The 25,993-nt window shown below is 65.8% G+C and carries 24 protein-coding genes; 15 read left to right on the forward strand and 9 right to left on the reverse strand.

Translation table 11 applies throughout. The features are described 5' to 3' along the window. The first annotated feature begins 76 nt into the window (after positions 1-76). The gene (locus U5A67_RS37860; RefSeq protein WP_321818465.1) at positions 77-1,195 is read left to right on the forward strand and encodes a TraB/GumN family protein; all 1,119 of its coding nucleotides are present in this window, start codon (positions 77-79) and stop codon (positions 1,193-1,195) included. On the opposite strand, the gene U5A67_RS37865 is transcribed toward U5A67_RS37860, so the two are convergent. Continuing rightward, positions 1,176-3,128: a tetratricopeptide repeat protein gene (locus U5A67_RS37865; RefSeq protein WP_321818432.1), complete on the reverse strand. Its 1,953-nt coding sequence runs from the start codon at positions 3,126-3,128 to the stop codon at positions 1,176-1,178. The genes U5A67_RS37860 and U5A67_RS37865 overlap by 20 nt on opposite strands. A 249-nt stretch (positions 3,129-3,377) precedes the next feature. Between U5A67_RS37865 and U5A67_RS37870 the strand changes: the two genes are divergently transcribed. After that, positions 3,378-4,208, forward strand: a complete 831-nt coding sequence (locus tag U5A67_RS37870; RefSeq protein ID WP_321818433.1) for a glycosyltransferase family 2 protein — start codon at positions 3,378-3,380, stop codon at positions 4,206-4,208. Positions 4,209-4,248: 40 nt separating this feature from the next. On the opposite strand, the gene pxpA is transcribed toward U5A67_RS37870, so the two are convergent. The 4 genes from pxpA to U5A67_RS37890 form a co-directional block, all read right to left on the reverse strand. Beyond that, entirely contained in the window at positions 4,249-5,013 is a 765-nt protein-coding gene (gene pxpA, locus U5A67_RS37875) for a 5-oxoprolinase subunit PxpA (protein ID WP_321818434.1), read from the reverse strand. A 117-nt stretch (positions 5,014-5,130) separates the two neighbouring features. After that, entirely contained in the window at positions 5,131-6,174 is a 1,044-nt protein-coding gene (locus U5A67_RS37880) for a biotin-dependent carboxyltransferase family protein (RefSeq protein ID WP_321818435.1), read from the reverse strand. Continuing rightward, on the reverse strand, positions 6,171-6,866 hold the full coding sequence (gene pxpB, locus U5A67_RS37885) for a 5-oxoprolinase subunit PxpB (RefSeq protein WP_321818436.1): 696 nt from the start codon (positions 6,864-6,866) through the stop codon (positions 6,171-6,173). The genes U5A67_RS37880 and pxpB overlap by 4 nt, the downstream gene beginning before the upstream one ends. Positions 6,867-7,051: 185 nt before the next feature. Then, positions 7,052-7,675, reverse strand: coding sequence for a 5-formyltetrahydrofolate cyclo-ligase (locus tag U5A67_RS37890; protein ID WP_415768238.1), 624 nt, complete (start codon positions 7,673-7,675; stop codon positions 7,052-7,054). A gap of 20 nt (positions 7,676-7,695) precedes the next feature. On the opposite strand from U5A67_RS37890, the gene U5A67_RS37895 reads away from it, so the two are divergent. From U5A67_RS37895 to U5A67_RS37910, 4 genes are all read left to right on the forward strand, one after another. Continuing rightward, complete coding sequence (locus tag U5A67_RS37895; RefSeq protein ID WP_321818437.1) at positions 7,696-9,669, forward strand: lytic transglycosylase domain-containing protein; 1,974 nt, start codon at positions 7,696-7,698, stop codon at positions 9,667-9,669. Positions 9,670-9,773: 104 nt separating this feature from the next. Beyond that, complete coding sequence (locus tag U5A67_RS37900) at positions 9,774-10,730, forward strand: complex I NDUFA9 subunit family protein (RefSeq protein WP_321818438.1); 957 nt, start codon at positions 9,774-9,776, stop codon at positions 10,728-10,730. Between the two features lie 115 nt (positions 10,731-10,845). Then, positions 10,846-11,511 (forward strand): glutathione S-transferase family protein, encoded by a 666-nt coding sequence (locus tag U5A67_RS37905; protein ID WP_321818439.1) that lies wholly within the window; start codon positions 10,846-10,848, stop codon positions 11,509-11,511. After that, positions 11,508-12,767 (forward strand): multifunctional CCA addition/repair protein, encoded by a 1,260-nt coding sequence (locus U5A67_RS37910; protein WP_205987188.1) that lies wholly within the window; start codon positions 11,508-11,510, stop codon positions 12,765-12,767. The genes U5A67_RS37905 and U5A67_RS37910 overlap by 4 nt, the downstream gene beginning before the upstream one ends. A gap of 75 nt (positions 12,768-12,842) precedes the next feature. Here the strand turns inward: U5A67_RS37910 and U5A67_RS37915 are convergent, their stop codons facing one another. Continuing rightward, entirely contained in the window at positions 12,843-13,037 is a 195-nt protein-coding gene (locus U5A67_RS37915) for a DUF2905 domain-containing protein (protein WP_205987189.1), read from the reverse strand. Between the two features lie 36 nt (positions 13,038-13,073). Then, positions 13,074-14,339, reverse strand: coding sequence for a class I SAM-dependent methyltransferase (locus U5A67_RS37920; protein WP_415768241.1), 1,266 nt, complete (start codon positions 14,337-14,339; stop codon positions 13,074-13,076). On the opposite strand from U5A67_RS37920, the gene U5A67_RS37925 reads away from it, so the two are divergent. From U5A67_RS37925 to U5A67_RS37955, 7 genes are all read left to right on the forward strand, one after another. Then, complete coding sequence (locus tag U5A67_RS37925) at positions 14,320-15,198, forward strand: SDR family oxidoreductase (RefSeq protein WP_321818441.1); 879 nt, start codon at positions 14,320-14,322, stop codon at positions 15,196-15,198. The two genes, U5A67_RS37920 and U5A67_RS37925, sit on opposite strands and share 20 nt — an antisense overlap. A 347-nt stretch (positions 15,199-15,545) precedes the next feature. Next, a complete protein-coding gene (locus U5A67_RS37930) occupies positions 15,546-15,941 on the forward strand; it encodes a dihydroneopterin aldolase (RefSeq protein ID WP_205987192.1) in 396 nt (131 codons plus the stop codon). 3 nt (positions 15,942-15,944) lie between these two features. Beyond that, positions 15,945-16,925 carry a tRNA 2-thiocytidine(32) synthetase TtcA gene (gene ttcA, locus U5A67_RS37935; protein ID WP_321818442.1) on the forward strand — a complete coding sequence of 327 codons (981 nt, stop codon included), beginning with the start codon at positions 15,945-15,947 and terminating at the stop codon, positions 16,923-16,925. 218 nt (positions 16,926-17,143) lie between these two features. Beyond that, entirely contained in the window at positions 17,144-18,505 is a 1,362-nt protein-coding gene (gene glmU / locus U5A67_RS37940; RefSeq protein WP_321818443.1) for a bifunctional UDP-N-acetylglucosamine diphosphorylase/glucosamine-1-phosphate N-acetyltransferase GlmU, read from the forward strand. 76 nt (positions 18,506-18,581) lie between these two features. Further along, on the forward strand, positions 18,582-20,402 hold the full coding sequence (glmS, locus tag U5A67_RS37945; RefSeq protein ID WP_321818444.1) for a glutamine--fructose-6-phosphate transaminase (isomerizing): 1,821 nt from the start codon (positions 18,582-18,584) through the stop codon (positions 20,400-20,402). 255 nt (positions 20,403-20,657) lie between these two features. After that, positions 20,658-21,917 (forward strand): TPM domain-containing protein, encoded by a 1,260-nt coding sequence (locus U5A67_RS37950; RefSeq protein WP_321818445.1) that lies wholly within the window; start codon positions 20,658-20,660, stop codon positions 21,915-21,917. Positions 21,918-21,957: 40 nt separating this feature from the next. Further along, positions 21,958-22,572 (forward strand): LemA family protein, encoded by a 615-nt coding sequence (locus tag U5A67_RS37955; protein WP_205987197.1) that lies wholly within the window; start codon positions 21,958-21,960, stop codon positions 22,570-22,572. A 17-nt stretch (positions 22,573-22,589) separates the two neighbouring features. Here the strand turns inward: U5A67_RS37955 and U5A67_RS37960 are convergent, their stop codons facing one another. After that, positions 22,590-22,904 (reverse strand): hypothetical protein, encoded by a 315-nt coding sequence (locus tag U5A67_RS37960; protein ID WP_321818446.1) that lies wholly within the window; start codon positions 22,902-22,904, stop codon positions 22,590-22,592. Between the two features lie 201 nt (positions 22,905-23,105). On the opposite strand from U5A67_RS37960, the gene U5A67_RS37965 reads away from it, so the two are divergent. Both U5A67_RS37965 and U5A67_RS37970 read left to right on the forward strand, forming a co-directional pair. After that, entirely contained in the window at positions 23,106-23,867 is a 762-nt protein-coding gene (locus U5A67_RS37965; protein ID WP_321818447.1) for an SIR2 family NAD-dependent protein deacylase, read from the forward strand. An 88-nt stretch (positions 23,868-23,955) separates the two neighbouring features. Beyond that, positions 23,956-24,438, forward strand: a complete 483-nt coding sequence (locus U5A67_RS37970) for a CinA family protein (protein ID WP_321818448.1) — start codon at positions 23,956-23,958, stop codon at positions 24,436-24,438. Positions 24,439-24,870: 432 nt separating this feature from the next. Here the strand turns inward: U5A67_RS37970 and U5A67_RS37975 are convergent, their stop codons facing one another. Next, a complete protein-coding gene (locus U5A67_RS37975; protein ID WP_321818449.1) occupies positions 24,871-25,824 on the reverse strand; it encodes a DMT family transporter in 954 nt (317 codons plus the stop codon). Positions 25,825-25,993 lie beyond the last annotated feature (169 nt).

Genomic DNA, 25,993 nt, shown 5'->3' on the forward strand with positions numbered 1-25,993 from the left:
ACGTAGAAGCGGCCGGTGTGCCGCTTTGAAATTGCGGGCGTGGGTCTGGCGCCAGGGAAGAACGGCGCGCGTCGCGATGGGCGCGGCGCTCGCGCTTGCCGTGGCGCTCGGGCCTTCGCTCGACCGTCCGCTGCGGCTTGCGGGCGGGCAGGGGGCTTCCGCTCATCGCGCGTTCATGCCGCGTGCGTTTGGTGCTGGCGCGGCCGCCAATACGCCTGGCGTTCGTCCGCCCGTGCCCACTTCGCGTCTGCCGGGTTCCGGCCTGCCGTCAGGCGGCGGCCTGCCCGGTTTCCATTCGCCGCCTGTCATGCCGAGCTACGCCTCGGGCACGACCGCCGGCGGTCCGGTGCGCACGCGCCCCGCGCGCATGCCGTTCTACGTGGCCACGCGCGGCACGACCACGATCTATCTGCTCGGCACGCTGCACGTGGGCGACCCCGTCGATTACCCGCCGAATCAGCCATTCCGCGCGCCGATTCTCGCCGCACTCAACGCCTCGCCCACGCTCGCGCTCGAACTCTCGCCCGACGACCTGCTGGTCTCGCAGGACGATGTATCGAAATACGGCGTGTGCCGCCGGCCCTGTCTCGAACAGATGCTGCCCGAGCCGCTCTGGGCGAAGCTCGCGGCGCGTCTGCGCGGCAACCCCGAGGCGCTGGCCGAGATCCGCAAGATGAAGCCCTGGCTCGCGTCGCTGCTGGTGGAAACCTACGATTCGCTGAGCGCCGGCCTGCAAACCGAGTACGGCACCGAGGCGCAATTGCAGAACGTCTTCCTGCGCCTTAAAGGGCGACGCGTCGTCGGGCTGGAAAGGCTGGGCGAGCAGATGCGCGCCTTCACGAATCTGAACCTGGCCCAGCAGCGCGAAATGCTCGCGCAGGATCTCGCGCAGACACCCGCACAGAATCTCGCCGATGTGCAGACGCTCCTGCGCCTCTGGCGCGTAGGCGACGCCGATGCGATTGCCGCCTGGGAAAGCGCGCGCACCGAAAAGCTCTCGCACGATCAGCGCGTGGCGGCTTCGGTGGACAACCGCATCGTCTACGAACGCAACCGGCGCTTCGTCTCGCGCATGCAGCAGTACGCCGGGCCCAACAAACCGCTGTTCGTGGCGATTGGCGCGCTGCATCTGGGCGGGCGCAAGGGCGTGCTTCAGTTGCTGCGTCAGCGCGGGTTTACGGTTGATCCGGGTTGAGTTCGCTGTCGGCGGACGGCTTGCGTGAACGGGCGGGTTTCTCCGCTTTATCGGCCTTCGCAGCCGGCTTGCGTGCGCTGGCGCGTTTAGGTTTTTCCGCGAGCGCCTCGCGGATCGCTTCGATGGCCGTGGTCCAGTCGCCCACTTCCTGCTGACGAAAGAGCCGCGCCGTGGGATACCACGGCGAGTCCGTGCGCTTTTCGAGCCAGCGCCATTCGCCGTTCGCAGGCACCAGTATCCAGACCGGCTTGCCGAGCGCGCCCGCCAGATGCGCCACCGAGGTATCGACGGTAATCACGAGATCGAGATTCATGATGAGCGCGGCCGTGTCGCCGAAGTCGCGCAGATCGTGGCCGAAATCGTGGATCGCGGCGCCATTTTCCAGCGCCGCAATCTGGGCGCGCGCCGCCGGGTCTTTCTGCAGCGAGAACCAGCTTGTTTTCTCGAGCGCGAGAAGCGGCGCGAATGCGGCAAGCGCCACCGAGCGATTGCGGTTGTTGTAGAAGGTGGCACTGCCTGCCCAGACCAGGCCGATATTGCGATGACCGGCGGCCTTGCCCGACTGCCGTTCGACATCCGCCTGCATGGCCGCCTGCACGCGCGGCTTCCACGCCTCGATCTCCCCATCGCGCGCGAACAGATACGGCACGGTGGCCGGAATCGTATCGAGTTCGGTGCCGCACGCGGCTGGCGCGCTCATGACGTAAAGCCAGTAGTCGTAATCGCCCGCGGGCTTGCCGGTCCAGGCGCGATGCACGCCCGGCACCGACTGCGCGAGCACCTGCAGCGGCTGCGTGATGCAGACATCGACGCTCGCGCCGCGCGCGGCCAGTTCGCTCGCGTAACGCACGAACTGGATCTGGTCGCCGAAACCCTGTTCGTGGACCAGCAGCACGCGCTTGCCGTCGAGCGGTTCGCCCTGCCACTGCGCGATTCCTTCGATGTCGAACGGCGCGTAGTCGATCGCACGCCAGCGCCGCGCGTACTCGGCCCAGCCTTCGCGATACTCGCCGCGCTTGAGCTTGAGCCAGACGAGGTTCTGGCGCGCATCGGCATGATCGGGGTCGAGCGCGAGCGCCTGCTCGTAGTACGGCGCTTCTTCGTCGTTGCGGCCCTGCGCGCCGAGCGCCGCGCCAAGGCACACCAGATTCGCCGCGTTCGGCTCCAGCGCCACGGCCTGCCGATAGCAGCTTTCCGCTTCGCGATAGTCGCCCGTCTGGCCGAGCGCGGTGCCCAGATTCACCCACGCAGCCGCATAGTTCGGCGCCAGTTCGACGGCCTGACGGTAATGGGCGATGGCGGCGGGTTCTTCGCCGAGCGCGCGCAACGCGTTGGCGAGATTGAAGTGCAGCGCGGCGTCCTGGCCGGACAGTGCGAGCGCGTCGCGATAGCACGCGACGGCGTCCTCATGGCGCCCGAGCCGCGCGAGCAGACTGCCGAGATTGAGCCGCGTATTCGCCGCCGACGGCTCCAGCGCGAGCGCCGCCTTGCAATGACTTATCGCGCCCGGCAGATCGCCCATGTCGCGCAGCGTGAGCGCGAGATTGTTGTGCGCATCGGCGAAACCCGGCTGCAGGCGCAGCGCTTCGCGCAGATTGTGCGCGGCTTCGGCATGCAGCCCGAGTGCGCGCGCGGCCAGCCCGCGATTGCTCCAGCAGACGGTGTCGCCGGGCGCATGCTGGAGCGCGCGGTCCATCAGTTCGAGCGCGCCGCGATGGTCGCCCTGCTGATGCAGCGCAACGCCGAGATAGTGCAGCGCGCCGGCGTGCGCCGGGTCACGCCCGATCAAGGCGCGGTAGACGGTCTGGGCTTCGTCGAGACGCCCGGCGCTGTGTGCGGCGAGCGCTTCGGCAAGCAGGGTGTCAGGGGATGCAGCGTGGCTGGACAGCGCGGAATCGCTTGCGAAGCCGCGGCCGGAAACGGAGAAGGTCATGGGATCGGGCGGCCTACGGACGCCGCGCGTGGAGCAGCAGGCTGCGCGATTCCGCTGACCGCATTGTCAAGGGAATCTAACAAGGTAGGGATCGGGCTTCCCATCGAGGATAAGAAAAATCCGAAAGTGATGGCGAAGCTGACGCAACCACCGGCTTTATTCCCGCGTGGACGGTCTTTAGTTGGAATGCGATATCAGCGAAAAAGCGGCGTTCCTACGATGGGCTTTTCCCTTGCTCATTGCCGCATCATGCCGAATTCCCCGATCGTCAGGACCGACGCGCCTGTCTTTAGCGACCCTGTCGTCAGTATCCCAGTCGTCAGCGTCATTACGCCGACCTGGCAGCGCGAGGTCATGCTGCCGTTCGCCTATCGCTCGTTCGCACATCAGGACGTGGGCGCGTGCGAATGGATCGTGATCGACGACAGCACGGTGCCCAGCGCCTTCATGCAGAGTCTGGCCGATCCGCGCGTGGTTTATCGGCACTTGCCGCAGCGCACGACGATCGGCGAGAAGCGCAATCTCGCGGCCGATCTCGCCCGCGCCGACGTCATCGCCCATTTCGACGACGATGAGTTCTATGCGCCGAATTACCTGCGCGCGATGCTCGACCAGATGACGACGCACAAGGCCGAGATGGTCAAGCTCAGCGCGTTTTTCCTGTACAGCCGCGTGTACCGGAGGTTCGCGTGGTGGGACACGCTGCGCACGAGCGGGCTGCATTTTCGCTGGAGTTCGCAGCCGATGACGTCGCTGAGTTTTCCCACCGAGCACAAGGCTTTTGCCAACAACCATCTGGGCTACGGTTTCAGCTATGTGTACACGAAGCGGCTGTGGACGGCACGGCCCTTCGAGCCGTCATCGTTCAACGAGGACGGCCCGTTCGCGCTCGCGGCGGTGGCGCGCGGCGCGAATCTCGCGCTGGTCGCCGACGATCTCGGCCTGTGCGTGCACGTGCTGCATCCGTACAACACGTCGGCGAGCTTTCCGCAGTACATCCTGCCGGACGCGCTGATCGCCCGGCATTTTCCGCAGTTCGCCGAAGCGATGCGCACGATGCCGGAGATCGCGCAGCCCTGAAGTCGCCAAAGCGCCGAAGCGCCGCAGCGCGGCGAAGGCCTCAAACGCCGTCGATATCCACCGCGCCCGCCGCGCGCACGCCAATGCCCGCTTCGTCGAGCGCCGCGCGGATGCGCCGCGCGAACGCCAGCGCGTGCGGGCCGTCGCCGTGCAGGCAGATGGTCTGCGCGTTGAGCGGCACCCATGCGCCATCGACGGCCTGCACACGCTGCTCGCGGATCATCGCGAGCGTGCGCGCGAGCACGGCGTCTTCGTCGTGGAGCAGCGCGCCGGGTTCGCTGCGCGGCACGAGCGAGCCGTCGGCGCGATAGCCGCGATCGGCGAACACTTCTTCGATCGCCACCAGACCGGCCTCGCGCGCCGCCGCCACGAGCCCGCTGCCCGCGAGCGCGAACACCGTCACCGAGGGATCGAAGTCGTGCACGGCGGACACGATGGCATCGGCGATCTTCGCGTCGCGCGCGGCCTGGTTGTAGAGCGCGCCGTGCGGTTTCACATGCGCGATGCGGCCGCCTTCGGCTTGGGCGATCGCCGACAGCGCGCCCAGTTGATACAGCACGCCCGCGTAGATTTCCTCGGCGGGCAGGTTCATTTCCCTGCGGCCGAAGTTTTCGGGATCGTTGAAACTGGGATGCGCGCCAATCGACACGCCTTTGTTGACGGCCCAGCGCACGCATTCGCGCATCGCGTTGGCGCCGCCTGCGTGCCAGCCGCACGCGATATTCGCCGAGCTCACGAGGTCGAGCAGCGCCTCGTCGGAACCGCAGCCTTCGCCGAGATCGGCGTTCAGATCGATGGTGGTCATGGTGTTTCTCTCCGTATTGCCTGACGCCCGCCCGGCCGCACGGTCCTGGGCGGCGGGGGCGCTTGATGCGTGCTGTTCTGTGCGTGTTGTTATTAACGACCGCTTGCGCCGGTTTCGTTAGCGCTTCGCGCGCCGTTCGTCCTGCATGGCGATCGCCGTCTCGATCTGGCGCAGATAGGCGCGCTCTTCCAGCAGTGCATGGCGCGCAGCGGCCGGCGTCGTTTCGACAAAGCGCACGCCGCCGCCCAGCCGCACCTGCGCGAGCTTCCACAGGTCCGCGCGAATCACCGCGCCGATCTTCGGATAACCGCCGGTGGTCTGCGCATCGCTCATCAGCACGATGGGCTGGCCGCTGGGCGGCACCTGGATCGTGCCGGGCAGCACGGCATGCGAGAGCAGGTCCGCGCCGTTCGCGCGCGCGAGCGGCGTGCCTTCGAGCCGATAACCCATGCGGTTGCTATTGGGCGTGACCTGCCACTCGTCGGACCAGAACGTGCGTTGGGCGTCCGCGGTGAAACTGTCGTACTCGGGGCCGCGCAGCACGCGCACGGGCAGCGCCCACAGCACGCCGTCCGCATGGCGGCCGCGCCGGTAGTGCGGTTCATCGACATAGACGAAGCTGCATTGCGACGGCGCCTTCACGCCGAATGCCGGCGCGCCCGGCACGAGCGACGCGCGCTCGCCGCCCGGGGCGAACGAGGCGCCGATGGCGAGCCGGTCGCCGTCCTTGAGCGCGCGGCCCGCGAGGCCGCCGAAGCCGGCCGCCAGATCGGTGCTGCGCGAACCGAGCATCGGCAACACGTCGATCCCGCCCGCCACGCTCACGTAGACGCGCATGCCGCGTTTCGCGCCCGGCAGCACGAGTTCCTCGCCCGCCGCGACCGGCAGGCTCCACCACGACCACACCGGCTTGCCGCCGAGCGTCGCGCCGAAGTCGGTGCCGGTGATGGCCACGCGCGTGGCGCGCGCAAAGCGCAGCACGACCGGGCCGAAGGTGATTTCGAGCCCGGCCGCGTCGGGCCGGTTGCCGACCAGACGGTTGCCGACTTCGAGCGCGAGCGTGTCGAGCGCGCCGCAGGTGGCGACGCCCAGATGGTGATAGCCGGTTCGGCCAGGATCCTGAACCGTGGTGAGCAGGCCGGCGCGCAATACCTCGATCATGCGTGGCGCTCCTCGCTGACGGTGGCATCGACACGCTCGACGACAAAGCGCACGCGGTCGCCCGGCATCAGCAACGTGGGCGGATTGCGGGCGGGATCGAACAGCTTGAGCGCGGTGCGGCCGATCAGTTGCCAGCCGCCGGGCGACTGCGCCGGATAGATGCCGGTCTGCGCGCCGCCGATGCCGACCGAACCGGCCGGCACGACCACGCGCGGTTCGCGGCGGCGCGGTGTGTGCAGGGCGGCGTCGAGTCCGCCGAGATAGGCGAAACCGGGCTGGAAGCCGAGGAAGAACACCGTGTAGACGCCCGCGGCGTGGCGCGCGGCCACATCGGCGGGTGCAAGGCCCGTGTGCTGCGCGACGGCCGCGAGATCGGGGCCCACCGCGCCGCCGTAGTGCACCGGAATGTCCACTTCGCGGCCTGCGGCGGCGGTCGAGTCTGCGGTTGCATCGGCGTCCTGCCAGGCCGCTTCGAGCGCGTGCGTGAGCGCGACGGCGTCGGCCGAGAGCGCGTCGAAGGTGATCGTCAGGTTGTTCATGCCGGGCACGACTTCGCGCACGGCGTCCCAGCCGCGGGCGAGCGCGGCCACGGCCCAGATGCGGCGCTGCACGTCGAGCGTGGCCGGCGGCGGCGCTTCGCAGACGAGCGCTTCGTCGCCGAGCGGATAAATACGGGGAACAGGATTGCGCATGATGATCGGAAACGGCCACGAACGATGGCAGCCGGACAGGCGGATGGGGTCGAGTTACGTTCTCGGCCCATTATCGACAATTTCTACGTAAGCGTTTGCCCCAGGCGCAATGTCTGTGCGCGCAAACGACAGGCGCGGCAAATCATGCCGCGCCGTTACCGCAGGCGGGCAATAGGCCGAACGGCCTATGCCGGTCGCAGACGCCCCGCGAGATGCGCGCCGGCTTCGGTGACCACGGCGTCGAGCGGCAGATCGTGCGCTTCCGGTTCGAGCACGCCATCGTCGATACGGCAGGCTTCATACGCGATGCCCACCGTCAGCGGCGGCTGGCCGCCCGGCCAGGCGGCGAGCGTGCGGTCGTAGTAGCCACCGCCGTAACCGAGCCGATAGCCCGCGCGATCGAAGCCCACGCACGGCACCAGCAGCAGCTCGGGCACGGCGGCGCTGTGCGCGTCCTGCACAGCCGGTTCGGGAATGCCGTGATGGCCCTCGCGCAGCGCCGCGCCCGGTGCCCAGTCGTAGAAATGCAAGGGTGTGTGACGTTCGGGAATGGCGGGCAACGCGGCGCGCCGGGACGGATCGGCGGCGAGCCAGCCAGCGATCCATTCGCGCGCATCGAACTCGCCCGGCAAGGGCCAGTAAAAGCCAATCGAAAGCGGCTCGATATGCGCGATCAATGCATCGAGTCGAGCCGTCAGCGCGGCATTGACAACCTCGTCGGAAAAGGCCGCCAGACGGGCTTCGCGAAGCCGTAAACGCCACGTCTTTTTGGCTTCTGCCAAGGGGTTGCGTGCTATGCTTGGGTTCACCTCGCGCTCCAGAAATAACGATGTCCAAACGCCTTGTCCGAGTATATCGCGTGGTCGGTCTCGCACTGACCGCCGCGGCACTCGTGGCGTGCAGTACGGCCGACGCTGTGCGGCCCGTCGCACTGCCCGTGGGTGCCACTCTCACGTCCGACGACCAGACCTTTATCCAGCTTCGCGAAGCCGCGCGCAACAACGATCCGGCGCGCGCCGCGCAACTCGCTGCGATGATCCCGGATTACCCGGCGCCGTCGTATCTCGAATATTTCCAGCTCAAGCCGCAGTTGTTCGACTCGCAGGGCCATGCACGCGTGGACGCGCCCGACGCGCCGGTGCTGTCGTTCCTGCAGCGCTACGACGGCCAGGCGATCGGCGACCGTCTGCGCAACGACTATCTGCTCGTGCTGGGCGCGCGCCACGACTGGGCGAATTTCGACAAGCAGTACACGCGCTTCGTGCTCAACGACGACACGCAGGTCAAGTGCTATGCGCTGGAGTCGCGCGCGTCGCGTGGCGACAACGTCGCCGACGAAGCGCGCGCGCTGCTGGTCGAGCCGCGCTATTACGGCGACGGCTGCGTCGACCTGATCACCGCGCTGGCGATCAAGAACCAGTTCACGAGCAACGACGTCTGGCAGCAGATCCGTCTTGCTTACGAACAGAACCAGACCACCACGGGCGCAAAGCTGCTCGACGCGCTCGCGCAGCGGCCGGACCCCACGGCGTTCAGCCAGGCGGTCAGCACGCCGCCGCTCACGCTCGCGCGCGGTGTCGGCGCGGACGATCAATCGCATCAGCTGGCGCTGCTCGCCGTCACGGTGATGGCGCGCAACGATCCGGCCACGACCGCGTCCACCTTCGCGGCGGTCGCGCCTTCGCTTACCTCGCCGGAGCGCGGCATCGGCTGGGGCACGATCGGCTATCAGGCGGTGCAGAAGCGTCTGCCGGGCTCGCTCGACTGGTATCGTCTGTCGGCTAACGCGCCGCTGTCGAATCCCGCTTACGAATGGCGCACGCGCGCCGCGCTGCTCGGCGGCGACTGGACCATGGTGCGCTGGTCGATCGAGCAGATGCCGGCGGCGCTGCGCGCGCAGCCGTCGTGGGTCTACTGGCACGCCCGCGCGCTCAAGCAGGCGGGCGAAAACGCTCAGGCCAACCAGGAATTCGCGTCGATCTCGCAGGGTTATAACTTCTACGGCCAGCTGGCCACCGAAGAACTCGGCCAGAAGATTTCGATTCCGCCGAAAACCACCGTCAGCGACGCCGACATCACGCAGGCCGCGCAAACGCCGGGCTTTGCACTCGCGCAGCGTTTCTACGCGCTCAATCTGCGTCTGGAAGGCAACCGCGAATGGAACTGGCCACTGCGCGGCATGAGCGACCGTCAGTTGCTGGCCGCCGCCGAATACGCGAAGCGCATCCAGTTGCTCGACCGCACCGTCAATACGGCCGATAAAACCGTCAGCGAGCATGACTTCTCGCTGCGCTATCTCGCGCCGTTCCGCGACGTGGTGGAGCGCGACGCGCAGACCAACGGTCTGGATGTCGAATGGGCCTATGGTCTGATCCGTCAGGAATCGCGTTTTATTCTCAACGCGAAGTCGGGCGTGGGCGCGAGCGGCCTGATGCAGATCATGCCGGCCACGGCGCAGATGGTGGCGAAGAAGATTGGCCTCGGCCCGCTCTCGCGCGACCAGCTCAACGATCTGGACACCAACATCCTGCTGGGAACGAACTATTTGTCGATGATCTACAATCAGTTCGATGGTTCGGCCGTGCTCGCCACGGCAGGCTACAACGCCGGGCCGGGACGCCCGCGCGCGTGGCGCGCCACCCTGCAGCGCGGTGTCGAGGGCGCCATCTTCGCGGAAACCATTCCGTTCCAGGAAACCCGCGATTACGTGAAAAACGTGTTGTCGAACACGGTCTACTACGCGGCACTGTTCGAAGGCCGTCCGCAGTCGCTCAAGGCGCGTCTCGGCTATATCACGCCATAAGCCGATTTGCGCCGCGCGGCGCGCTCCGTGAAGTTCGCGGGGCGCTCCGCCGGAGCCGACGGACCTCCGGGCGCGACACCGCGCACGCTACGAGGAGGTCGGAGATGCGACATCAAGCCATCGCGGTCATCGGCGGTTCGGGATTCATCGGCAGCCACCTCGTCAATGCGCTCGTCGAGGCCGGCAAGGATGTCCGCGTCGCCGCCCGGCGGCGCGCCTCGGCCAGCCACCTCACGCTGCTTCCCATCGATGTGATCGAAACCGACGTGACCGATCCGGTCGCGCTCGCCAGCTTTCTCGAAGGCACCGACGCCGTCATCAACCTGATCGGCACGCTGCACGGCGGCCACGGCAATCCGTACGGCGCGGGCTCCGCCAGACTGCACGTCGAACTGCCCACGAAAATCGTTGCCGCCTGCGAGAGCAAGAACGTGCATCGGCTCATTCATCTGAGTGCGATTGGCGCCGATCCGCGCGGGCCGAGCATGTATCTGCGCTCGAAAGGCGATGGCGAAAAGGCCGTGCATGCGGCCACGGCAGTGGCCACCACGATCCTGCGGCCTTCGGTGGTGTTCGGCCCGGAAGACAATTTTCTGAACCGCTTCGCCGTGCTGCAAAAGCTCTTTCCGATGATCCCGCTGGGCATGCCGGATGCGAAGTTTCAGCCCGTGTACGTGGGCGACGTGTCAAAAGCGATCGTCAATGTGCTCGATCTCGACGCCGCGAGCGGGCACACTTACGAACTCGGCGGCCCGACGGTCTATACGCTGGAGCAGCTGGTGCAGTATTGCGGCGAAGTCGTCGGCAAGCACGCGCGCATCGTGCGCCTGCCCAATGCGTTTGCGCGGCTGCAGGCGCTCTCGTTCGAAATGGCGCCCGGCGAGCCGGTGCTCACGCGCGACAATCTCGATTCGATGAAAGTCGATAGCGTGCTGAGCGGGCCGCTCGCGCCCGAACTGGGGATCGATCCGGCGAGCATCGAGACGATCGCGCCGCTCTATCTCGCCGACGCCTCGCTGCGCTCGCGCCTGAATATCTTCCGGGCGAGCGCGGGCCGCTAGACTGATACCGGTTTTTATCGGTTCGCGCGACGGGCCACGCGGGCCGGCGCGCGCCCGCATTCGCTTACGCAGTCCCTGACGCTTTCCCTCAACCTCTCATCATCAAACGCTCAACATGAAGCTCGTCATTGGAGACAAGAACTATTCGTCGTGGTCGATGCGCCCCTGGCTGCTGTTGACGCACTTCGGCATTCCGTTCGAAGAAGTGCTGATCGAGCTCGATCAGCCCGGCACGAAGGCCGCGATCCTGTCGTTTTCGGCGTCGGGCAAGGTGCCGTGTCTTGTCAGCGAAGATGGCGCGGCCGTGTGGGATTCGCTCGCTATCGCCGAAACCCTCGCCGAGCGTTTTCCGCAGCACGCCATGTGGCCGCGCGACGCGAACGCCCGCGCACAGGCTCGCAGCGTGAGCGCCGAAATGCACTCGGGCTTTGGCGAGCTGCGCACCTCGATGCCGATGGCGATCCGCACCTCGAAGCCGGGCGCGGGCGCCACGCCCGGCGCGCTGGCCGATATCGCGCGCATCGACGCGCTCTGGAATGCGTGTCTCGATGCGAGCGGCGGTCCGTTCCTGTTCGGTGAATTCACGATCGCCGATGCGATGTTCGCGCCGGTGGTGATGCGCTTCAACAGCTATGCGCCGCCGCTGTCGGCCAAGGCCGCCGCGTACGCCGCGCGCGTGACGGCGCAGCCCGCCGTGGCGGCGTGGATCGAGGCTGCGCATCGCGAAACGCATCGCATCGGGCACGACGAACTCGACGCATCGGGCGACGGCGCAGCATGAAGATCTACGTCGTAGGCGGCGCGATCCGCGATGACATGCTCGGCCTGCCAGTGCGCGACCGCGACTATGTGGTCGTGGGCGCGACGCCCGAGCAGATGGCCGCGCAAGGTTATCGGCCGGTCGGCAAGGATTTTCCGGTGTTTCTGCATCCGCAGACCCAGGAGGAGTACGCGCTCGCGCGCACCGAGCGCAAAACCGCCGCCGGTTATCACGGCTTCCAGTTTTTCTACGCGCCCGATGTGACGCTGGAAGAAGATCTCGCGCGCCGCGACCTCACCATCAACGCGATGGCGCGCGAAGTGCAGCCCGGCGGCGTGCTGACCGGGCCGGTCGTCGATCCGTTCGGCGGCGCCAACGACCTTGGCGCACGCGTGTTCCGTCACGTGAGCGATGCGTTTCTCGAAGATCCGGTGCGGATTCTGCGTGTGGCGCGCTTCGCCGCGCGTTTCGCCGATTTCACCGTCGCGCCCGAAACCCTGGCGCTGATGCGCGCGATGGTGGAGTCGGGCGAAGTCGATGCGCTCGTGCCCGAACGCGTCTGGCAGGAAGTCTCGCGCGGGCTGATGGAAGCGAAGCCTTCGCGCATGTTCGAGGTGTTGCGCGAATGCGGCGCGCTCGCGCGCGTGATGCCCGAAGTCGACAGCCTGTTCGGCGTGCCGCAGCGCGCGGACTATCACCCGGAAGTCGATACCGGCATCCACGTGATGATGGTGATCGACCATGCGGCCGCGCAGGGTTACACCTTGCCGGTGCGCTTCGCCGCGCTCACGCACGATCTGGGCAAGGCCACCACGCCTGAGGACGTGCTGCCGCGTCACATCGGCCATGAAGGGCGTAGCGTCGATCTGCTGTTGCCGCTTTGCGATCGCCTGCGCGTGCCCAACGAATGCCGCGATCTGGCGGTGCTGGTCGCGCGCGAGCATGGCAACGTGCATCGCGTGATGGACATGGGCGCGGCCGCGCTCGTGCGCATGCTCGAACGCAGCGACGCGCTGCGCAAGCCCGCGCGTTTCGCCGAAGCCTTGCAGGCGTGCGAAGCCGATCTGCGCGGACGTCTGAATTGGGAGAACGCACCTTATCCGCAGGCCGAACGCCTGCGTGTGGCGCTGATTGCGGCGCGCGCGGTCGATGCGGGCGCCATCGCGCGTTCAGTGACCGAAGCCAGCGCCGATAAAAACGTCGCCGAAAAGATCAAGGAAGCCGTGCATCGCGCGCGGGTGGAATCGGTCGAGGCAGCGTTGGTCGACGCGAACTGAAACCACCGCTTCGGATAGAGAAACGGCGCATGCGTGCAGACGCATGCGCCGTTTTTTATGCGCGGTCCTCGCGAATCAGAGCACGCGCACCAGAAAAGACAGCGCCATCGACAACACCAGCGTCGACATGAAGGGCAGCGGATATTCGCGGCCAAAGAGGCGCAGCGTGACGTCGCCGGGCAGACGGCCGATGCCGAGCTTGCGCAACCACGGCTGCGCGCCCGAGAGGATCGCAACGGCGATGAAGGTGGTCAAAAACCAGCGGATCATGGTCGCGCGTCCCGTTTGTGGTTCCGTTTGTGCGGCTTAGAGCGTGTGGCTGCGGTCACCGCGCGCAAACGCGGCGATGGTCGAATCGATGCCGCGCGAGAACGCGATCACCTTGAACAGTTCGCCCATTTCGGCTTCGGAAACCAGTTTCTGCACGGCGGTCGCAGCGGGAATGAAGCGCGCGACGTCGCTCGGATCGATTTCGCTGAGGACTTCGGTGATGCCGGCGTTCATCAGAAAGCGCGCCTGCGAGGTGTAGCCAAGCAGATCCGCGCCGGTTTCCACGCCCGCCTGCGCGATGCCGCTGAATTCGACGTGCGCGGTGATGTCCTGCAAACCGGGATAGAGAAACGGGTCGCCGTGCGCGCGATGGCGATAGTGGCACATCAGGGTGCCCTGCACGCGCTGCGCGTGATAGTACTCGGCTTCAGGGAACCCGTAGTCGATGAAAAACGCCGCGCCGCGCGTGAGCATGGTGCAGACCGTACGCGTGAAAGCGAGGGCGGCTTCGTGCGTTTCGGTCAGGTAATCGTCGCTGCCTTCCACCGCCGAAAGCGCGCTGCCCGGCACGCTCTGCGCCCAGTCGGCGTCGCGGCCGCTCATGGCGGGGCGGTCGGAAAATACGAAGGCGCTGCCGTCATCGCTGTTGCCGCTGTTGTCGATCGCCACGCCGCGCTCGTGCCAGACGGCGTCCTTGCGCGCGAACAGGCGCACCGGCATGGCATCGAGCACCTCGTTGCCGATCACCACGCCTTCGAAACTCGCAGGCAGCGCGTCGAGCCATTGCACGCGATCGAGCAGATGCGGCGCGCGCTGCGCGATGGTGTCGCGCTGGCGTTCGCGCAATTCGCCCGAAAGATCGACGATGGCGTAGGAATCGAAGCGCACGCCCAACGCTTCGAGCGCGAGCATCACGCCCGCCGCGAGCCGTCCGGTGCCCGCGCCGAATTCCATCAGCGCGTGCGTGCCGCTGGCCGCGAGCGCTTCGCCCACCGCGCGCGCAAGCGTGGCGGCGAATAGCGGCGACATCTCCGGCGCGGTCACGAAGTCGCTGCCGTCGTCGGCGAGCAGGCCGAATTTGCGCGAGCCGCCGCTGTAATAGCCGAGGCCCGGCGCGTAGAGCGTGCGCTCCATGTAGCGGTCGAAGGGCAGCCAGCCGCCGGCCGCGGCGATCTCCGCGCGCAGGGTTGCGGCGAGCGCCTCGGACTGCGCGAGCGCGATCGGCTCGGGAACAGGTAAACTAGCGGGTTCGTGAGCTTTCGGATTCATCCCGGCATTGTAAATGAGCGCATCTTCCGGCATCGGCGCACCTGATCGAGACTTCGCGCTCGCGAGTTCGGGTGATGGCAAATCAGCATCCGACCCCGCACGCGTCGTGCTGGTCACGGGCGGCGCGCGCCGCATCGGCCGTGCGTTGTCGGTGGGTTTTGCGGCGCGAGGCTGGGACGTGGCCGTGCATTACGGCGAATCGGCCGATGAAGCCGAGGAAGTCGTCGCCGAAATCCGCGCGATGGGCCGCCGGGCGATCGCCCTGCATGCCGATCTGGCCAACGAAGCGCAGGTTGCGCGGCTCGTGCCGGATTGCACGGCGGCGCTGGGTTTGCCGCGCTGCGTGCTCAACAACGCGTCGCGCTTCGAGGAAGACACGGCGCGCGATGTGGGCTACGCGCGGCTTGCGCATCTGATGGCAATCAACGTCGGCGCGCCGCTCGTACTCGCGCGCACGCTCTGGGCCGCCACGCCCGCGGCCGCCGAGGAAGACGAAACGCTGCGCACCTGCGTCATCAACGTGCTGGACCAGAAGCTGTACAACATGAACCCGGATTACCTGTCCTACACGCTGACCAAGGCCGCGTTGCAGAACGCGACGGTCGCACTGGCCCAGGCGCTCGCGCCGAAGCTGCGCGTGGTGGGACTCGCGCCCGGTCTGACGCTGCAATCGGGCGACCAGACGCCGGACGGCTTTGCCGCCGCGCATAAGGTGACGCCGCTCAAGCGGGCGTCGCGGCCGAACGATCTGGTCGAAGCCGCGCTGTATCTCGCGCAGGCGGCGGGCGTGACGGGCACGACGCTGGTGGTCGATGGCGGCCAGCATCTGGTGCCGCTGCCGCGCGATGTGATGTTTTTGACCGGTGGTGCGGATCAGGCGCTCGACCACTGAGCGGCCGGACAGAACCGGAACCACTTTACGCCGATCGTGTGAGTTCGCCACGAAACGCAACTAAATGCAGTTACCGCTGCCCCTACCCAAGCGCACGCTCCGCGTGCGGCTGGGCCGGCAGGGGCGGGGCGGCCGGCCAGACCGGTCCAACGGATCACCGCGCAGGCCGGTTTCGATGACATTCAGCGAAACCGGCGGCGCCGGAACGATTGCGCCGGCCCGAACCCATGCACGGGTGCGCCACCTCGCCGCCCATGCGCTTTTGCAAGATCAACCGTATGACCCGCCGGGCGCCCGCGCCCGCGAGACGTGCTGAACCCCGCACGCTTTTATCGACTGGAACGAACATGTCCGCCGTACTCCTGCATCCCCGGCTCGCCGACTGCCGCCGGCTTTTCCTGCGCAACTACGAAGTGCACATCAACATCGGCGTGCATGACTTCGAAAAACGCGGCGAACAGCGCGTCGTCATCAACGTCGATCTGTATGTGCCGCTCGCCTCGACCACGCCGCGCGAAGACAAACTGCGCGAAGTCGTCGATTACGACTACATGCGCGCGACCGTCGCCGCACGTATCGGCCAGGGCCATATCCATCTGCAGGAAACGCTGGTCGACGAACTCGCCAACGCGCTGCTGCAGCACGAACAGGTGCGCGCGGTGCGCGTGTCGACGGAAAAGCCCGATGTCTATCCGGACTGCGACGCCGTGGGTGTCGAAGTCTTTCGCATCAAGGAGGACTGAGCCATGAACGCACCGGAAACGCTGGACGTCGGCCAGAACGAGGCGCAAGCGCCCGAAGAAGGCGGCCGCGTCGCGCTGACGAAGCGCGAGCAGAAGGAAGCCTACGAGAACAACAAGCTGTACAAGCGCATCGTGCGCCAGGTCGGCCAGGCGATCGGCGACTACAACATGATCGAGGACGGCGACAAGGTGATGGTCTGCCTGTCGGGCGGCAAGGACAGCTACGCGATGCTCGACGTGCTGATGCGCCTGCGCGAGCGCGCGCCGATCGACTTCTCGATCGTCGCCGTCAATCTCGACCAGAAGCAGCCGGGCTTCCCGGAGCACATTCTGCCCGCGTATCTCGACAAGATCGGCGTGCCGTATCACATCGAGAATCAGGACACCTACAGCATCGTCAAGCGCCTCGTGCCCGAGGGCAAGACCACGTGTTCGCTGTGCTCGCGTCTGCGCCGCGGCATTCTGTACCGCGTGGCGGGCGAGCTGGGCGCGACCAAGATCGCGCTCGGCCACCATCGCGACGACATCCTGCAGACGCTGCTGCTGAACATGTTCTACGGCGGCAAGCTCAAGGGCATGCCGCCCAAGCTGCAGTCGGACGACGGCAAGAACATCGTGATCCGCCCGCTCGCCTACGTGAAGGAAACCGATCTGGAAAAGTACGCCGAACTGCGCGAATTCCCGATCATTCCGTGCAATCTCTGCGGCAGCCAGCCCAACCTCAAGCGCGCGGAAATGAAGGCGCTGATCCGCGAATGGGACAAGCGTTTCCCGGGCCGCATCGAGAACATGTTCAATGCGCTCGGCAAGGTGGTGCCTTCGCATCTGATGGACGCGTCGCTGTTCGACTTCAAGGGTCTGCGCACGACCGGCGAAGCCGATCCGAACGGCGATATCGCCTTCGACGAAGATCCGTGCTCGACCGAAACGGCCCCGCCGGCCGAAGGCGCGACGATCCAGTTCCGTCCGTTCGACGAGCTGTGACCGGCTGAAGCGCCAAAAAGCGAATCGGACCCCAGGCGGTCAGGATGCGAGGGCATCCTGACCGCTTTTTTACGTCTGCTTTCAAGCCGCTGCGAGGCGTGCAAGGAAGTGTGTAAAAGAGTGTTCTATTCGGCCGACAGAGCCTGCTGGCGGGGCGTTTAAGGCATAGGCCCCATGCTAGAATCGATTGCTTCATTCCCTCTCAAGTCACCGATGCAATGAACATCGTGATCCTCGCGGCAGGCATGGGCAAACGCATGCACTCCGCGCTGCCGAAAGTGCTTCACCCCCTCGCGGGCCAGCCGCTTCTCTCGCACGTCATCCACACCGCACGTTCTCTCGCGCCTACGCGGCTCGTGGTCGTGATCGGCCATGGCGGCGACGCCGTGCGTGCGGCCGTCGGCGCGCCCGACGTCCAGTTCGCCATGCAGGAGCAGCAGCTCGGCACCGGCCATGCGCTGGCGCAGGCGCTGCCGCTGCTCGACCCGTCCGTACCCACGCTGGTGCTGTACGGCGATGTGCCGCTCACGCGCGCCTCCACGCTCAAACGTCTGACCGACGCGGCCGGCGCGAACGCCTACGGCATCCTCACGGTGACGCTCGACAACCCCACCGGTTACGGGCGCATCGTGCGCGGCGCAACCGGCTCGGTCGTGCGCATCGTCGAGCAGAAAGACGCAAGCGACGACGAACGCCTGATCGACGAGATCAACACCGGCATCATCGTTACGCCGACCGCGCCGCTGGAAGGCTGGCTCAACGCGCTCGGCAACGACAACGCGCAAGGCGAGTACTACCTCACCGATGTGGTCGAATCGGCCATCGCTTCGGGGCACGCCGTCGTCACGGCGCAGCCCGACGAAGAATGGGAAACGCTCGGCGTGAACAGCAAGCAGCAGCTCGCGGAACTGGAGCGCGTGTATCAGCGCAACGCCGCCGATTCGCTGCTCGTCGCGGGCGTGACGCTCGCCGATCCGGCGCGTTTCGATCTGCGCGGCTCGATCAGCTGCGGGCGCGACGTGTTCATCGACGTGAACTGCGTGTTCGAAGGCAGCGTGACGCTGGCCGACAACGTGCGCATCGGCCCGAACTGCGTGATCCGCGATGCGGTGATCGGCGCGGGCACGCGTGTGGACGCCTACACGCATATCGAAGGCGCGGAGGTGGGCGAGAACACCGTGCTCGGTCCGTACGCGCGTCTGCGCCCGGGCGCGCAGCTCGCGAACGACGTGCACATCGGCAATTTCGTCGAGGTGAAGAACGCCAACATCGGCGTGGGCTCGAAGGCGAATCATCTGAGTTACGTGGGCGATGCCGATGTAGGCGCGGGCGTGAATATCGGCGCGGGCACCATCACCTGCAACTACGACGGCGCGAACAAGCATCGCACCGTGATCGAGGATCAGGTGTTCGTCGGCTCGGACACGCAGCTCGTCGCGCCGGTGCGCGTAGGCCGCGGCGTGACGATCGCGGCGGGCACGACGGTGTGGAAGGACGTGCCGGAAGGCACGCTCGTCCTCAACGAAAAGACCCAGATCGAAAAAACCGGCTACGTTCGGCCGGTGAAAAAGAAAAGCTGAACGGCAGGACATTTCGGGCGGCATGTGCGCAGTCGTTGCGCGCCGCCCCGCCTCTCATTGCAAAGGATCGAACTCCATGTGCGGCATCGTCGGCGCAGTAGCGCAACGTAATATCGTCCCCGTTCTTATCGAAGGACTGCGGCGACTCGAATACCGCGGCTACGACTCGTGCGGCGTGGCCACCGTCACGGCGCAAGGTCCGCAGCGCGTGCGCAGCGTCTCGCGCGTGGCCGAACTCGACGAACAGGTGCGCGAAGCCCATTTCGAAGGCGTGACCGGTATCGCGCATACGCGCTGGGCCACCCACGGCGCGCCGACCGTCAACAACGCGCACCCGATCTTCTCGCGCGACGCGATGGCGATCGTGCACAACGGCATCATCGAAAACTACGAATCGCTGCGCGAAACGCTGCGCGCGCAGGGCTACGAGTTCGTCTCGCAGACCGACACCGAAGTCATCGCGCACCTGATCCATAGCTGCTACAAGGGCGATCTGTTCGCCGCCGTGCGCGAAGCCGTGCAGCAACTGGCGGGCGCGTATGCGATCGGCGTGGTGCACAAGGATCAGCCGCATGTGGTGGTAGGCGCGCGCGCGGGTTCGCCGCTCGTGGTCGGTTATGGCGAAGGCGAGAACTTCATCGCGTCGGATGCGCTGGCGATCGCGGGCAGCGCGAGCCGCATCAGCTATCTGGAAGAAGGCGACGTCTGCGAGATTTCGCTCGAAGGCGTGCGTATCGCCGACCGCGCGGGCAACATCGTGACGCGTGAAGCGCGCGACGTGCAGGCCTACGGCGGCGCGGTCGATCTCGGCCCGTATCGCCATTACATGCAGAAGGAAATCTTCGAGCAGCCGCGCGCAATCGCCGACACGATTCCCGCCGCCGACGAAGCCTTCGACCCCGTGCTGTTCGGTGACAACGCCGCCGGCGTGTTCAAGGACATCGACAGCATCCTGATCCTCGCGTGCGGCACGAGCTACTACGCCGGCCTCACGGCGAAGTACTGGCTCGAATCGGTCGCGAAGATCCGTACCGATGTCGAAATCGCCAGCGAATACCGTTACCGCGAATCGGTGCCGAACCCGCGTTCGCTGGTCGTGACGATCTCGCAATCGGGCGAAACGGCGGACACGCTCGCCGCGCTCAAGCACGCGCAATCGCTCGGCATGCAGCACACGCTGGCCGTGTGCAACGTGGCGACCAGCGCGATGGTGCGTCTGACCGAATTCAAGTTCCTCACGCACGCGGGCCGCGAAATCGGCGTGGCGTCGACCAAGGCGTTCACGACGCAGCTCGTCGGCCTGTTCATTCTGGCCGTGACGCTGGGCAAGCTGCGCGGTCATGTGAACGCGCAGCAGGAAGCCGCTTACCTGAAGCTGCTGCGCCACCTGCCGGCGGCGCTCAATGGCGTGCTGGCGCTGGAGCCGCAGATCATCGCGTGGTCGGAAGAGTTCGCGCGCAAGGAAAACGCGCTGTTCCTCGGCCGTGGGCTGCATTACCCGATCGCGCTCGAAGGCGCGCTCAAGCTCAAGGAAATCTCCTACATCCACGCGGAAGCCTATCCGGCGGGCGAACTGAAGCACGGCCCGCTCGCGCTGGTGACGGAAGCCATGCCGGTGGTGACGGTCGCGCCGAACGACGCGCTGCTCGAAAAGCTCAAGTCGAACGTGCAGGAAGTGCGCGCGCGCGGCGGCCAGCTGTACGTGTTCGCCGACGCCGATACGCACATCACTAGCGAAGAGGGCATTCACGTGATCCGCATGCCGGAGCACTACGGTCTGCTCTCGCCGATCCTGCACGTGGTACCGCTGCAGTTGCTCGCGTATCACACGGCCTGCGCGCGTGGCACGGACGTGGACAAGCCGCGTAACCTGGCGAAATCAGTGACGGTCGAATAAGGCTGCTTGAGCCTGATTGAGGCTGATTAAGACTGTTTGCCGGTTGTGCAGAAAGACGAAGCGTCGGATGAAAATCCGGCGCTTTTTCTTTTGCGCGCACGTTTATATCGCCGCGCAATGCATTGTGCATACAAGATTTTCAGATACGCGCAATTGATGCAGACTTGCGCCAGTTTGTTTTCGTCTGACAGTAACGGCGGCCAGCTAGCAACCAAGGCAGCGGCATCAGGCGAACGAATTCTGGAGCGACGTCTTATGTATCGATGGGGATGGCTTGCAGCGCTGCTGGTTTGCGCAGGCGTGCACGCGGCGGATGTGGCGGACGCGTCGAGCATCAACGAAAACGCAACTAACACCAGTAGCACCGAGGTCACCTCGCAGGACGCCATGGCAAGCGCCAACGTCTGCAACCACGCCGATCTGGGCGCCGATCCCAGACCCGCAGTAGACGCGAGCGCGCTCCAGCATCCGCAAGACCGCGTCACCGACCTGACCGGCGCGCTCTCCGACGTCTGCAAAGCCGATCTCATCGCGCGCCTCGCCAGGCTCGAACAGCGCACTGGCGTGCAGCTCGCCGTGCTGCTCGTGCCCAGCACCGACAACGACACGATCGAGCAATACGCCACCAAAATCTTCGAGCAATGGCGGCTCGGCCAGCAGATCATCGACAACGGCATGCTGCTGCTGGTCTCGCTGAACGACCGGCACGTGCGCATCGAAGTGGGTTACGGGCTGGAAGGCACGATCACCGATCTGACGGCCAGCCGCATCATCCGTCAGCGCATCGTGCCGGAGTTCAGGATGTGGAATTACGAAGCCGGCGTCAGCGCCGCGGTGGACGATCTGGCGCTGCGCCTGGGCGACACCAGCGCCAGACCGCCGGCGTTGCCGCTCGTCGAGCATCTCGGCGTCACGCTGTTCTGGACCGCGTTTATCCTCGCCAACATGGCGTTCGGCACCATCGCGGCCTGGCGCAAGATTCACCTCGGCGTGGCGCTGGGCAGCGCCTACGCGGCGGCGGCGATCGTCGGACTGGGCTGTCTTGCCACCGGCCAGTTCGAACTCGAGCATGGCATCAAGGCGCTGCAAGGCATGCTGATGTTCCCGGCGATCGCCAGTTGGCCACTCTTCGCGATCGGCTGCGGCCTGTACAACTCGAAGTCCATCCGCAAGTACATGGTGCTTGGGTGCGCGTTGCTGATCGTCTCCGTCGTGACGGGCTGCGTGATGGGCTACGCGTTCAGCGATGTGCTGATGCTGATGTCGCTCCTCTGGACCGCACTCGCGCTGGTCGCCGCCTGGATCGAGCAGGCTATCCGCAGCGCGCGCGGCACCGGCGGCACCCGGTCTTCGTCTGATTCCACTTACATTCCCACGTCCAGTTCCTCTTCGTCGGATTCGGGTTCGGGCTGGTTTTCCAGTTCGAGCTCCGATTCGGGCGGATCGTCCGATTCCGGCTGGTCCGGCGGCGATGGCGGCGACAGTGGCGGTGGCGGCGCGTCCGATAGCTGGTGACGCCGCGTATTTTTCAACTCAACGAACAGGAATGCACACCATGAAGTGGCTTCGCATCGTGCTGGCTTGTCTGATTTTTGCGCCGCTGACGGGCTGCGGCTACAACGCGATCCAGTCATCCGACGAGGACGTGAACGCCGCCTGGTCCGAGGTGCTGAACCAGTATCAGCGCCGCGCCGATCTCGTGCCGAATCTCGCGGCGGCCGTGAAGGGCTACGCCGCGCATGAAGCGAGTGTGCTCACGCAGGTGACCGAGGCGCGCGCACGCGTCGGCAGCGTGCAGATGACGCCGGAGATGGCGAAGGACCCGAACGCGCTGGCGGCATTCGATGCGCGTCAAGGCGAGCTCACGAGCGCGCTGAGCCGTTTGATGGTGGTATCCGAGAGCTATCCGCAACTGAAGGCCGACGGCGTCTTCAGGGACCTCCAGGTGCAGCTGGAGGGCACCGAGAACCGTATCGCGGTCGCGCGGGGCCGCTATATCCGCACGGTGCAGCAGTACAACGTGCAGATCCGGCAGTTTCCCGGCGTGCTGGTGGCGAAGGCGTTCGGCTATCAGCCGCGGCCGAATTTCAGCGTGACGGACGAAGCGGCGATCTCGAAGGCGCCGACGCTGGACTTCACGCCGCAGAAAGCGGGCACGGCTGCGCAGTAGGCAGAAGCGGCGAGCGCTTATTGCTCGTCATCGTCGTCGTGATGATGCTTGTACCAGCCGCGATGATGGCCGTGATCGTGCCAGCGACGGTCGTCATCGCCTTCGTCGCGGTAGCCGTAGGCATAACCGTAGGCGGGCGCCACGTAGGTCACCGGCGCTTCCTGATAGACCACCGGCGGCGGCGCGGCGTAGACAGGTGCGGGCACGCCCAGCATGACGCTGACGTCGGTATGCGCCGACGCTTCGCCGGCCGCGAGCGCACAGGCAAGCGCCGCCATCGACAGCGCCGACACCCGCAGGGCGCGCTTGAATGTGATTTCCGTGATTCCCATGATGATCCCCTCTGATTGCTTTGATGGCCGGCATCGTAGGCAATGGAATCGTTCAAGGGTGATACGGTCTGCATACGGCTGTAACCGGGTGTAAGCCGCCCAGCGTGCCTCGCGCCCCTGCCGCACGCCGAAGCGCAGCGTCATAATGGCGTCGGTCGAATCGACTCATGACAGCATCCCACCGCTATTCAGGCGCACATTATGCAACTAACCGAACAACAGCGAACCGTCTCCGCGAAGCTGCCACGCCTTTACGTGTTTTCCGGCGCCGGATTGTCTGCAGAAAGCGGCATTTCGACGTTTCGGACCGGCGACGGCATCTGGACGCACACGAGCATCGACGAAGTCTGCAACTACCACACGTGGCGTCGTAACCGGCCTGCGGTGTTCCGCTTCTATAACCAGCGCATCGCCGAATGCGCGGGCGCAACGCCGAACGACGCGCACCGCCTGCTGGCCCGGTGGCAGGACACCTGGGGCACGGAACGTGTGCACCTGATCACGCAAAACATCGACGGTCTGCTGGAAGAAGCGGGCGCGCGCCAGGTCACGCATCTGCACGGCGACATGATTTCGTTGCTCTGCACCGATTGCGACTACCGCTTTCCGACCAGCAACGCCGGCATGGACGCCAACGCCGCATGCCCGTCGTGCGGCGTGGTGGAAAGCGTCAAGCCTGGCGTGGTGTTCTTCAACGAAGCCGCGCCCGAATACGAAACGCTCTGGCGTATCCAGCAGGCCATGAGCGACGACGACATTTTCATCGCCATCGGCACGTCGTTCGAGGTGATTCCGCCCGAGCGTCTGCTGCCGCCGTCGCGTTATGGCCGCCACGCGCGCAACGTGCTTGTGGACCCGGCGCCGAGCCGCACGGAATGCTTCGGCGTCATCGAGCCGGAACCGGCGACGGTCGGCCTGCGCAAGCTCGAGCCCGAGATCGAGCGGATGATGGCAGGCGGCTGAGCAAGCCGCGCCGGAACCGCTGAACTAGCCTTGCAGGCGTGCTGGCGCACTAGCCGCACGCCTTTTTTACGTCTTACGTCTTGAGCAGATGAATATTTCCAGACAGATCGTCGGTTATCTGAAGTCGCGCGAGCTTGTGCTTGCGAGCATCGAAACCTGTACCGCCGGGACGCTGGGCGCGGCGCTCGCGGATTTGCCGGGCGCGTCCGCGTGTCTCGATATCGGCATCGTCGCGCATACGGAGCGCGCACTGGCACAGTGGCCGGGCTTCTCGACGGAGTTCGATACAGCCGATGAGGCGTGCGGCAGGAAGCTGGCCGAGGCTTTGCTTGCGCAGCGCGAAGCGCGCGCGAATGTGGCGCTGGTCAGTCTCGGGTGGTTCACGGCGGAAGAGGGGAGTTGCGAACCCATCGCGCACGTGTTCGCATGGGCGTGCCGGAATCGCGATGCCGTGGTGAGTGCGAGCGAGACCGTGCTTTTTTCGGGAAGGCGCGGGGAGGTCAGGCGTTCGATCGCACGACGCGCGTTGCTTGGCCTGCCACGTTTCGTCGATTCTGTTCTCGCGCGTTAGCGCGCTGGATCTGCGCGAAGCAGCACGGCGCGTGAGTTATCCATTTGGGTTTACAAGTATTTATATGTAAACGTAATAGTAGTTAACAAGCCCTGGGGCAATCTGTGGATAACAGGGTATTTCTCAATGACATCAATCCACTGCGCGCCGGACAGCCATGCGGACAATTGCTGTATCCAGATTGGGCTTCGAGGATAACTTTTGCCTCGGCCGTCGCAGGGCAGGAGTTATCAAGAACTGATCCACAGTTCGTCCGTGCGGTATTCCCCAGCTTATTCAGAGGTTGGCGTGGATAAGTCCCTCACTACGCTGCACGTATCCACGGTGCTCAAACGCCGGGCAAAAAAAATGGCGTCGCCCGCAGGCGACGCCATTTCATTTCGTGTGTGTGCGATCAGCGGCGGAAAATCGCCCCACTGCGTTTTGCTGGTCTCACGCCGATTCAACCGGTTGTTTCGCATCCACCGTGCGGTCTTCGTTACGGCCGAACGAAGCCGGCAGCAACTGACAAGCCAGTAGCCCCGCGAGCATCAGCGCGCGGCCCACGAGCGCGCGTGTCGATAGCGTTTCGCCCAGCGCGGCCCAGCCTGCGATGGCCGCGAACACGCCTTCCATGCTGAAGATCACCGCGGCGTGCGCAGGCGCCGCATCGCGCTGCGCGACCACCTGAATCGTGTAGCCGACGCCCACGGAAAGCGCGCCGCCGTAAAGAATCGCGGGCGCGGCGCGTTGGATATCGGCCAGCCGCAGCGGTTCGAAGCCAATCGCGATCGCGAGGCACGCCACGCCGCAGGCAACAAACTGCACAATCGACAGCGCGAGCGGATCGTGGCGCGGCGCGTAGTGACCCACAAGCATCACCTGGATCGAAATCACGATCGCGCAGCCGAGCTGATACCAGTCGCCGTACATGATCGAAAAGTGCTCGTTGATGCTCAGGAGATAGAGACCGGCGGCAGCCAGCGCGGCGCCGATCCACGTGCCGGGACCGGTGCGATGGCGCAGCAGCACGCCGAGCATCGGCACGATAACGACATAAAGCGAGCTGATGAAGCCCGCATTGGCGATTTTCGTGTAGCGCAGGCCGACTTGCTGCAGCGAAATCGCCACTGAAAGCACGAGGCCGAGCACCACGCCGTCGCGAATCAGCGCGGCGTCGAAGCCGTGCCCAGCCGCAGCGTTCGCTGTGTTTCGCGCGCCGCGCCGCGTGGCGAATACGAACGCCGACACGATGCCCGCGCCCAGCAAAAAGCGCAGGCCGGTGAAAAGGAACGGGCCGATGGCGTCGAGGCTCAGCCGCTGGGCAACGAAAGCCGAGCCCCAGATGATGGCGGCCAGCAGCATCAGCAGATTGGCGCGCAGGTGTTGGCGGGAAGACGATTTCAAGGAAGTCAGACCGGATAGAAACGGCAACGGCAAAAATCGGGGTAATGCAGGATTGCGCGGCAGGTTTGCGTGATCGTCGTGCGATTCGCGCGAAATCGGGTGAAATCGAGCGAATCCGGGGCAAAAATGCGGGATCTGCGGGGCGAACAACCGTGCGGATTCCCGATCG

Origin of the sequence: Paraburkholderia sp. J69-1 (genome assembly GCF_905220255.1) — a bacterium.
Classification (GTDB): domain Bacteria; phylum Pseudomonadota; class Gammaproteobacteria; order Burkholderiales; family Burkholderiaceae; genus Paraburkholderia.

Excerpts from the sequence above, each read along its gene's own strand:
- U5A67_RS37870 (WP_321818433.1), top strand. The coding sequence starts at position 3,378 with ATGCCGAATTCCCCGATCGTCAGGACCGACGCGCCTGTCTTTAGCGAC.
- pxpA (WP_321818434.1), bottom strand. The coding sequence starts at position 5,013 with ATGACCACCATCGATCTGAACGCCGATCTCGGCGAAGGCTGCGGTTCC.
- U5A67_RS37865 (WP_321818432.1), bottom strand. The coding sequence starts at position 3,128 with ATGACCTTCTCCGTTTCCGGCCGCGGCTTCGCAAGCGATTCCGCGCTG.
- glmU (WP_321818443.1), top strand. The coding sequence starts at position 17,144 with ATGAACATCGTGATCCTCGCGGCAGGCATGGGCAAACGCATGCACTCC.
- U5A67_RS37915 (WP_205987189.1), bottom strand. The coding sequence starts at position 13,037 with ATGATCCGCTGGTTTTTGACCACCTTCATCGCCGTTGCGATCCTCTCG.
- U5A67_RS37950 (WP_321818445.1), top strand. The coding sequence starts at position 20,658 with ATGTATCGATGGGGATGGCTTGCAGCGCTGCTGGTTTGCGCAGGCGTG.
- glmS (WP_321818444.1), top strand. The coding sequence starts at position 18,582 with ATGTGCGGCATCGTCGGCGCAGTAGCGCAACGTAATATCGTCCCCGTT.
- U5A67_RS37900 (WP_321818438.1), top strand. The coding sequence starts at position 9,774 with ATGCGACATCAAGCCATCGCGGTCATCGGCGGTTCGGGATTCATCGGC.
- U5A67_RS37965 (WP_321818447.1), top strand. The coding sequence starts at position 23,106 with ATGCAACTAACCGAACAACAGCGAACCGTCTCCGCGAAGCTGCCACGC.
- U5A67_RS37970 (WP_321818448.1), top strand. The coding sequence starts at position 23,956 with ATGAATATTTCCAGACAGATCGTCGGTTATCTGAAGTCGCGCGAGCTT.
- ttcA (WP_321818442.1), top strand. The coding sequence starts at position 15,945 with ATGAACGCACCGGAAACGCTGGACGTCGGCCAGAACGAGGCGCAAGCG.
- U5A67_RS37905 (WP_321818439.1), top strand. The coding sequence starts at position 10,846 with ATGAAGCTCGTCATTGGAGACAAGAACTATTCGTCGTGGTCGATGCGC.
- pxpB (WP_321818436.1), bottom strand. The coding sequence starts at position 6,866 with ATGCGCAATCCTGTTCCCCGTATTTATCCGCTCGGCGACGAAGCGCTC.
- U5A67_RS37960 (WP_321818446.1), bottom strand. The coding sequence starts at position 22,904 with ATGGGAATCACGGAAATCACATTCAAGCGCGCCCTGCGGGTGTCGGCG.
- U5A67_RS37925 (WP_321818441.1), top strand. The coding sequence starts at position 14,320 with ATGAGCGCATCTTCCGGCATCGGCGCACCTGATCGAGACTTCGCGCTC.
- U5A67_RS37955 (WP_205987197.1), top strand. The coding sequence starts at position 21,958 with ATGAAGTGGCTTCGCATCGTGCTGGCTTGTCTGATTTTTGCGCCGCTG.
- U5A67_RS37895 (WP_321818437.1), top strand. The coding sequence starts at position 7,696 with ATGTCCAAACGCCTTGTCCGAGTATATCGCGTGGTCGGTCTCGCACTG.
- U5A67_RS37860 (WP_321818465.1), top strand. The coding sequence starts at position 77 with ATGGGCGCGGCGCTCGCGCTTGCCGTGGCGCTCGGGCCTTCGCTCGAC.
- U5A67_RS37920 (WP_415768241.1), bottom strand. The coding sequence starts at position 14,339 with ATGCCGGAAGATGCGCTCATTTACAATGCCGGGATGAATCCGAAAGCT.
- U5A67_RS37930 (WP_205987192.1), top strand. The coding sequence starts at position 15,546 with ATGTCCGCCGTACTCCTGCATCCCCGGCTCGCCGACTGCCGCCGGCTT.
- U5A67_RS37880 (WP_321818435.1), bottom strand. The coding sequence starts at position 6,174 with ATGATCGAGGTATTGCGCGCCGGCCTGCTCACCACGGTTCAGGATCCT.
- U5A67_RS37910 (WP_205987188.1), top strand. The coding sequence starts at position 11,508 with ATGAAGATCTACGTCGTAGGCGGCGCGATCCGCGATGACATGCTCGGC.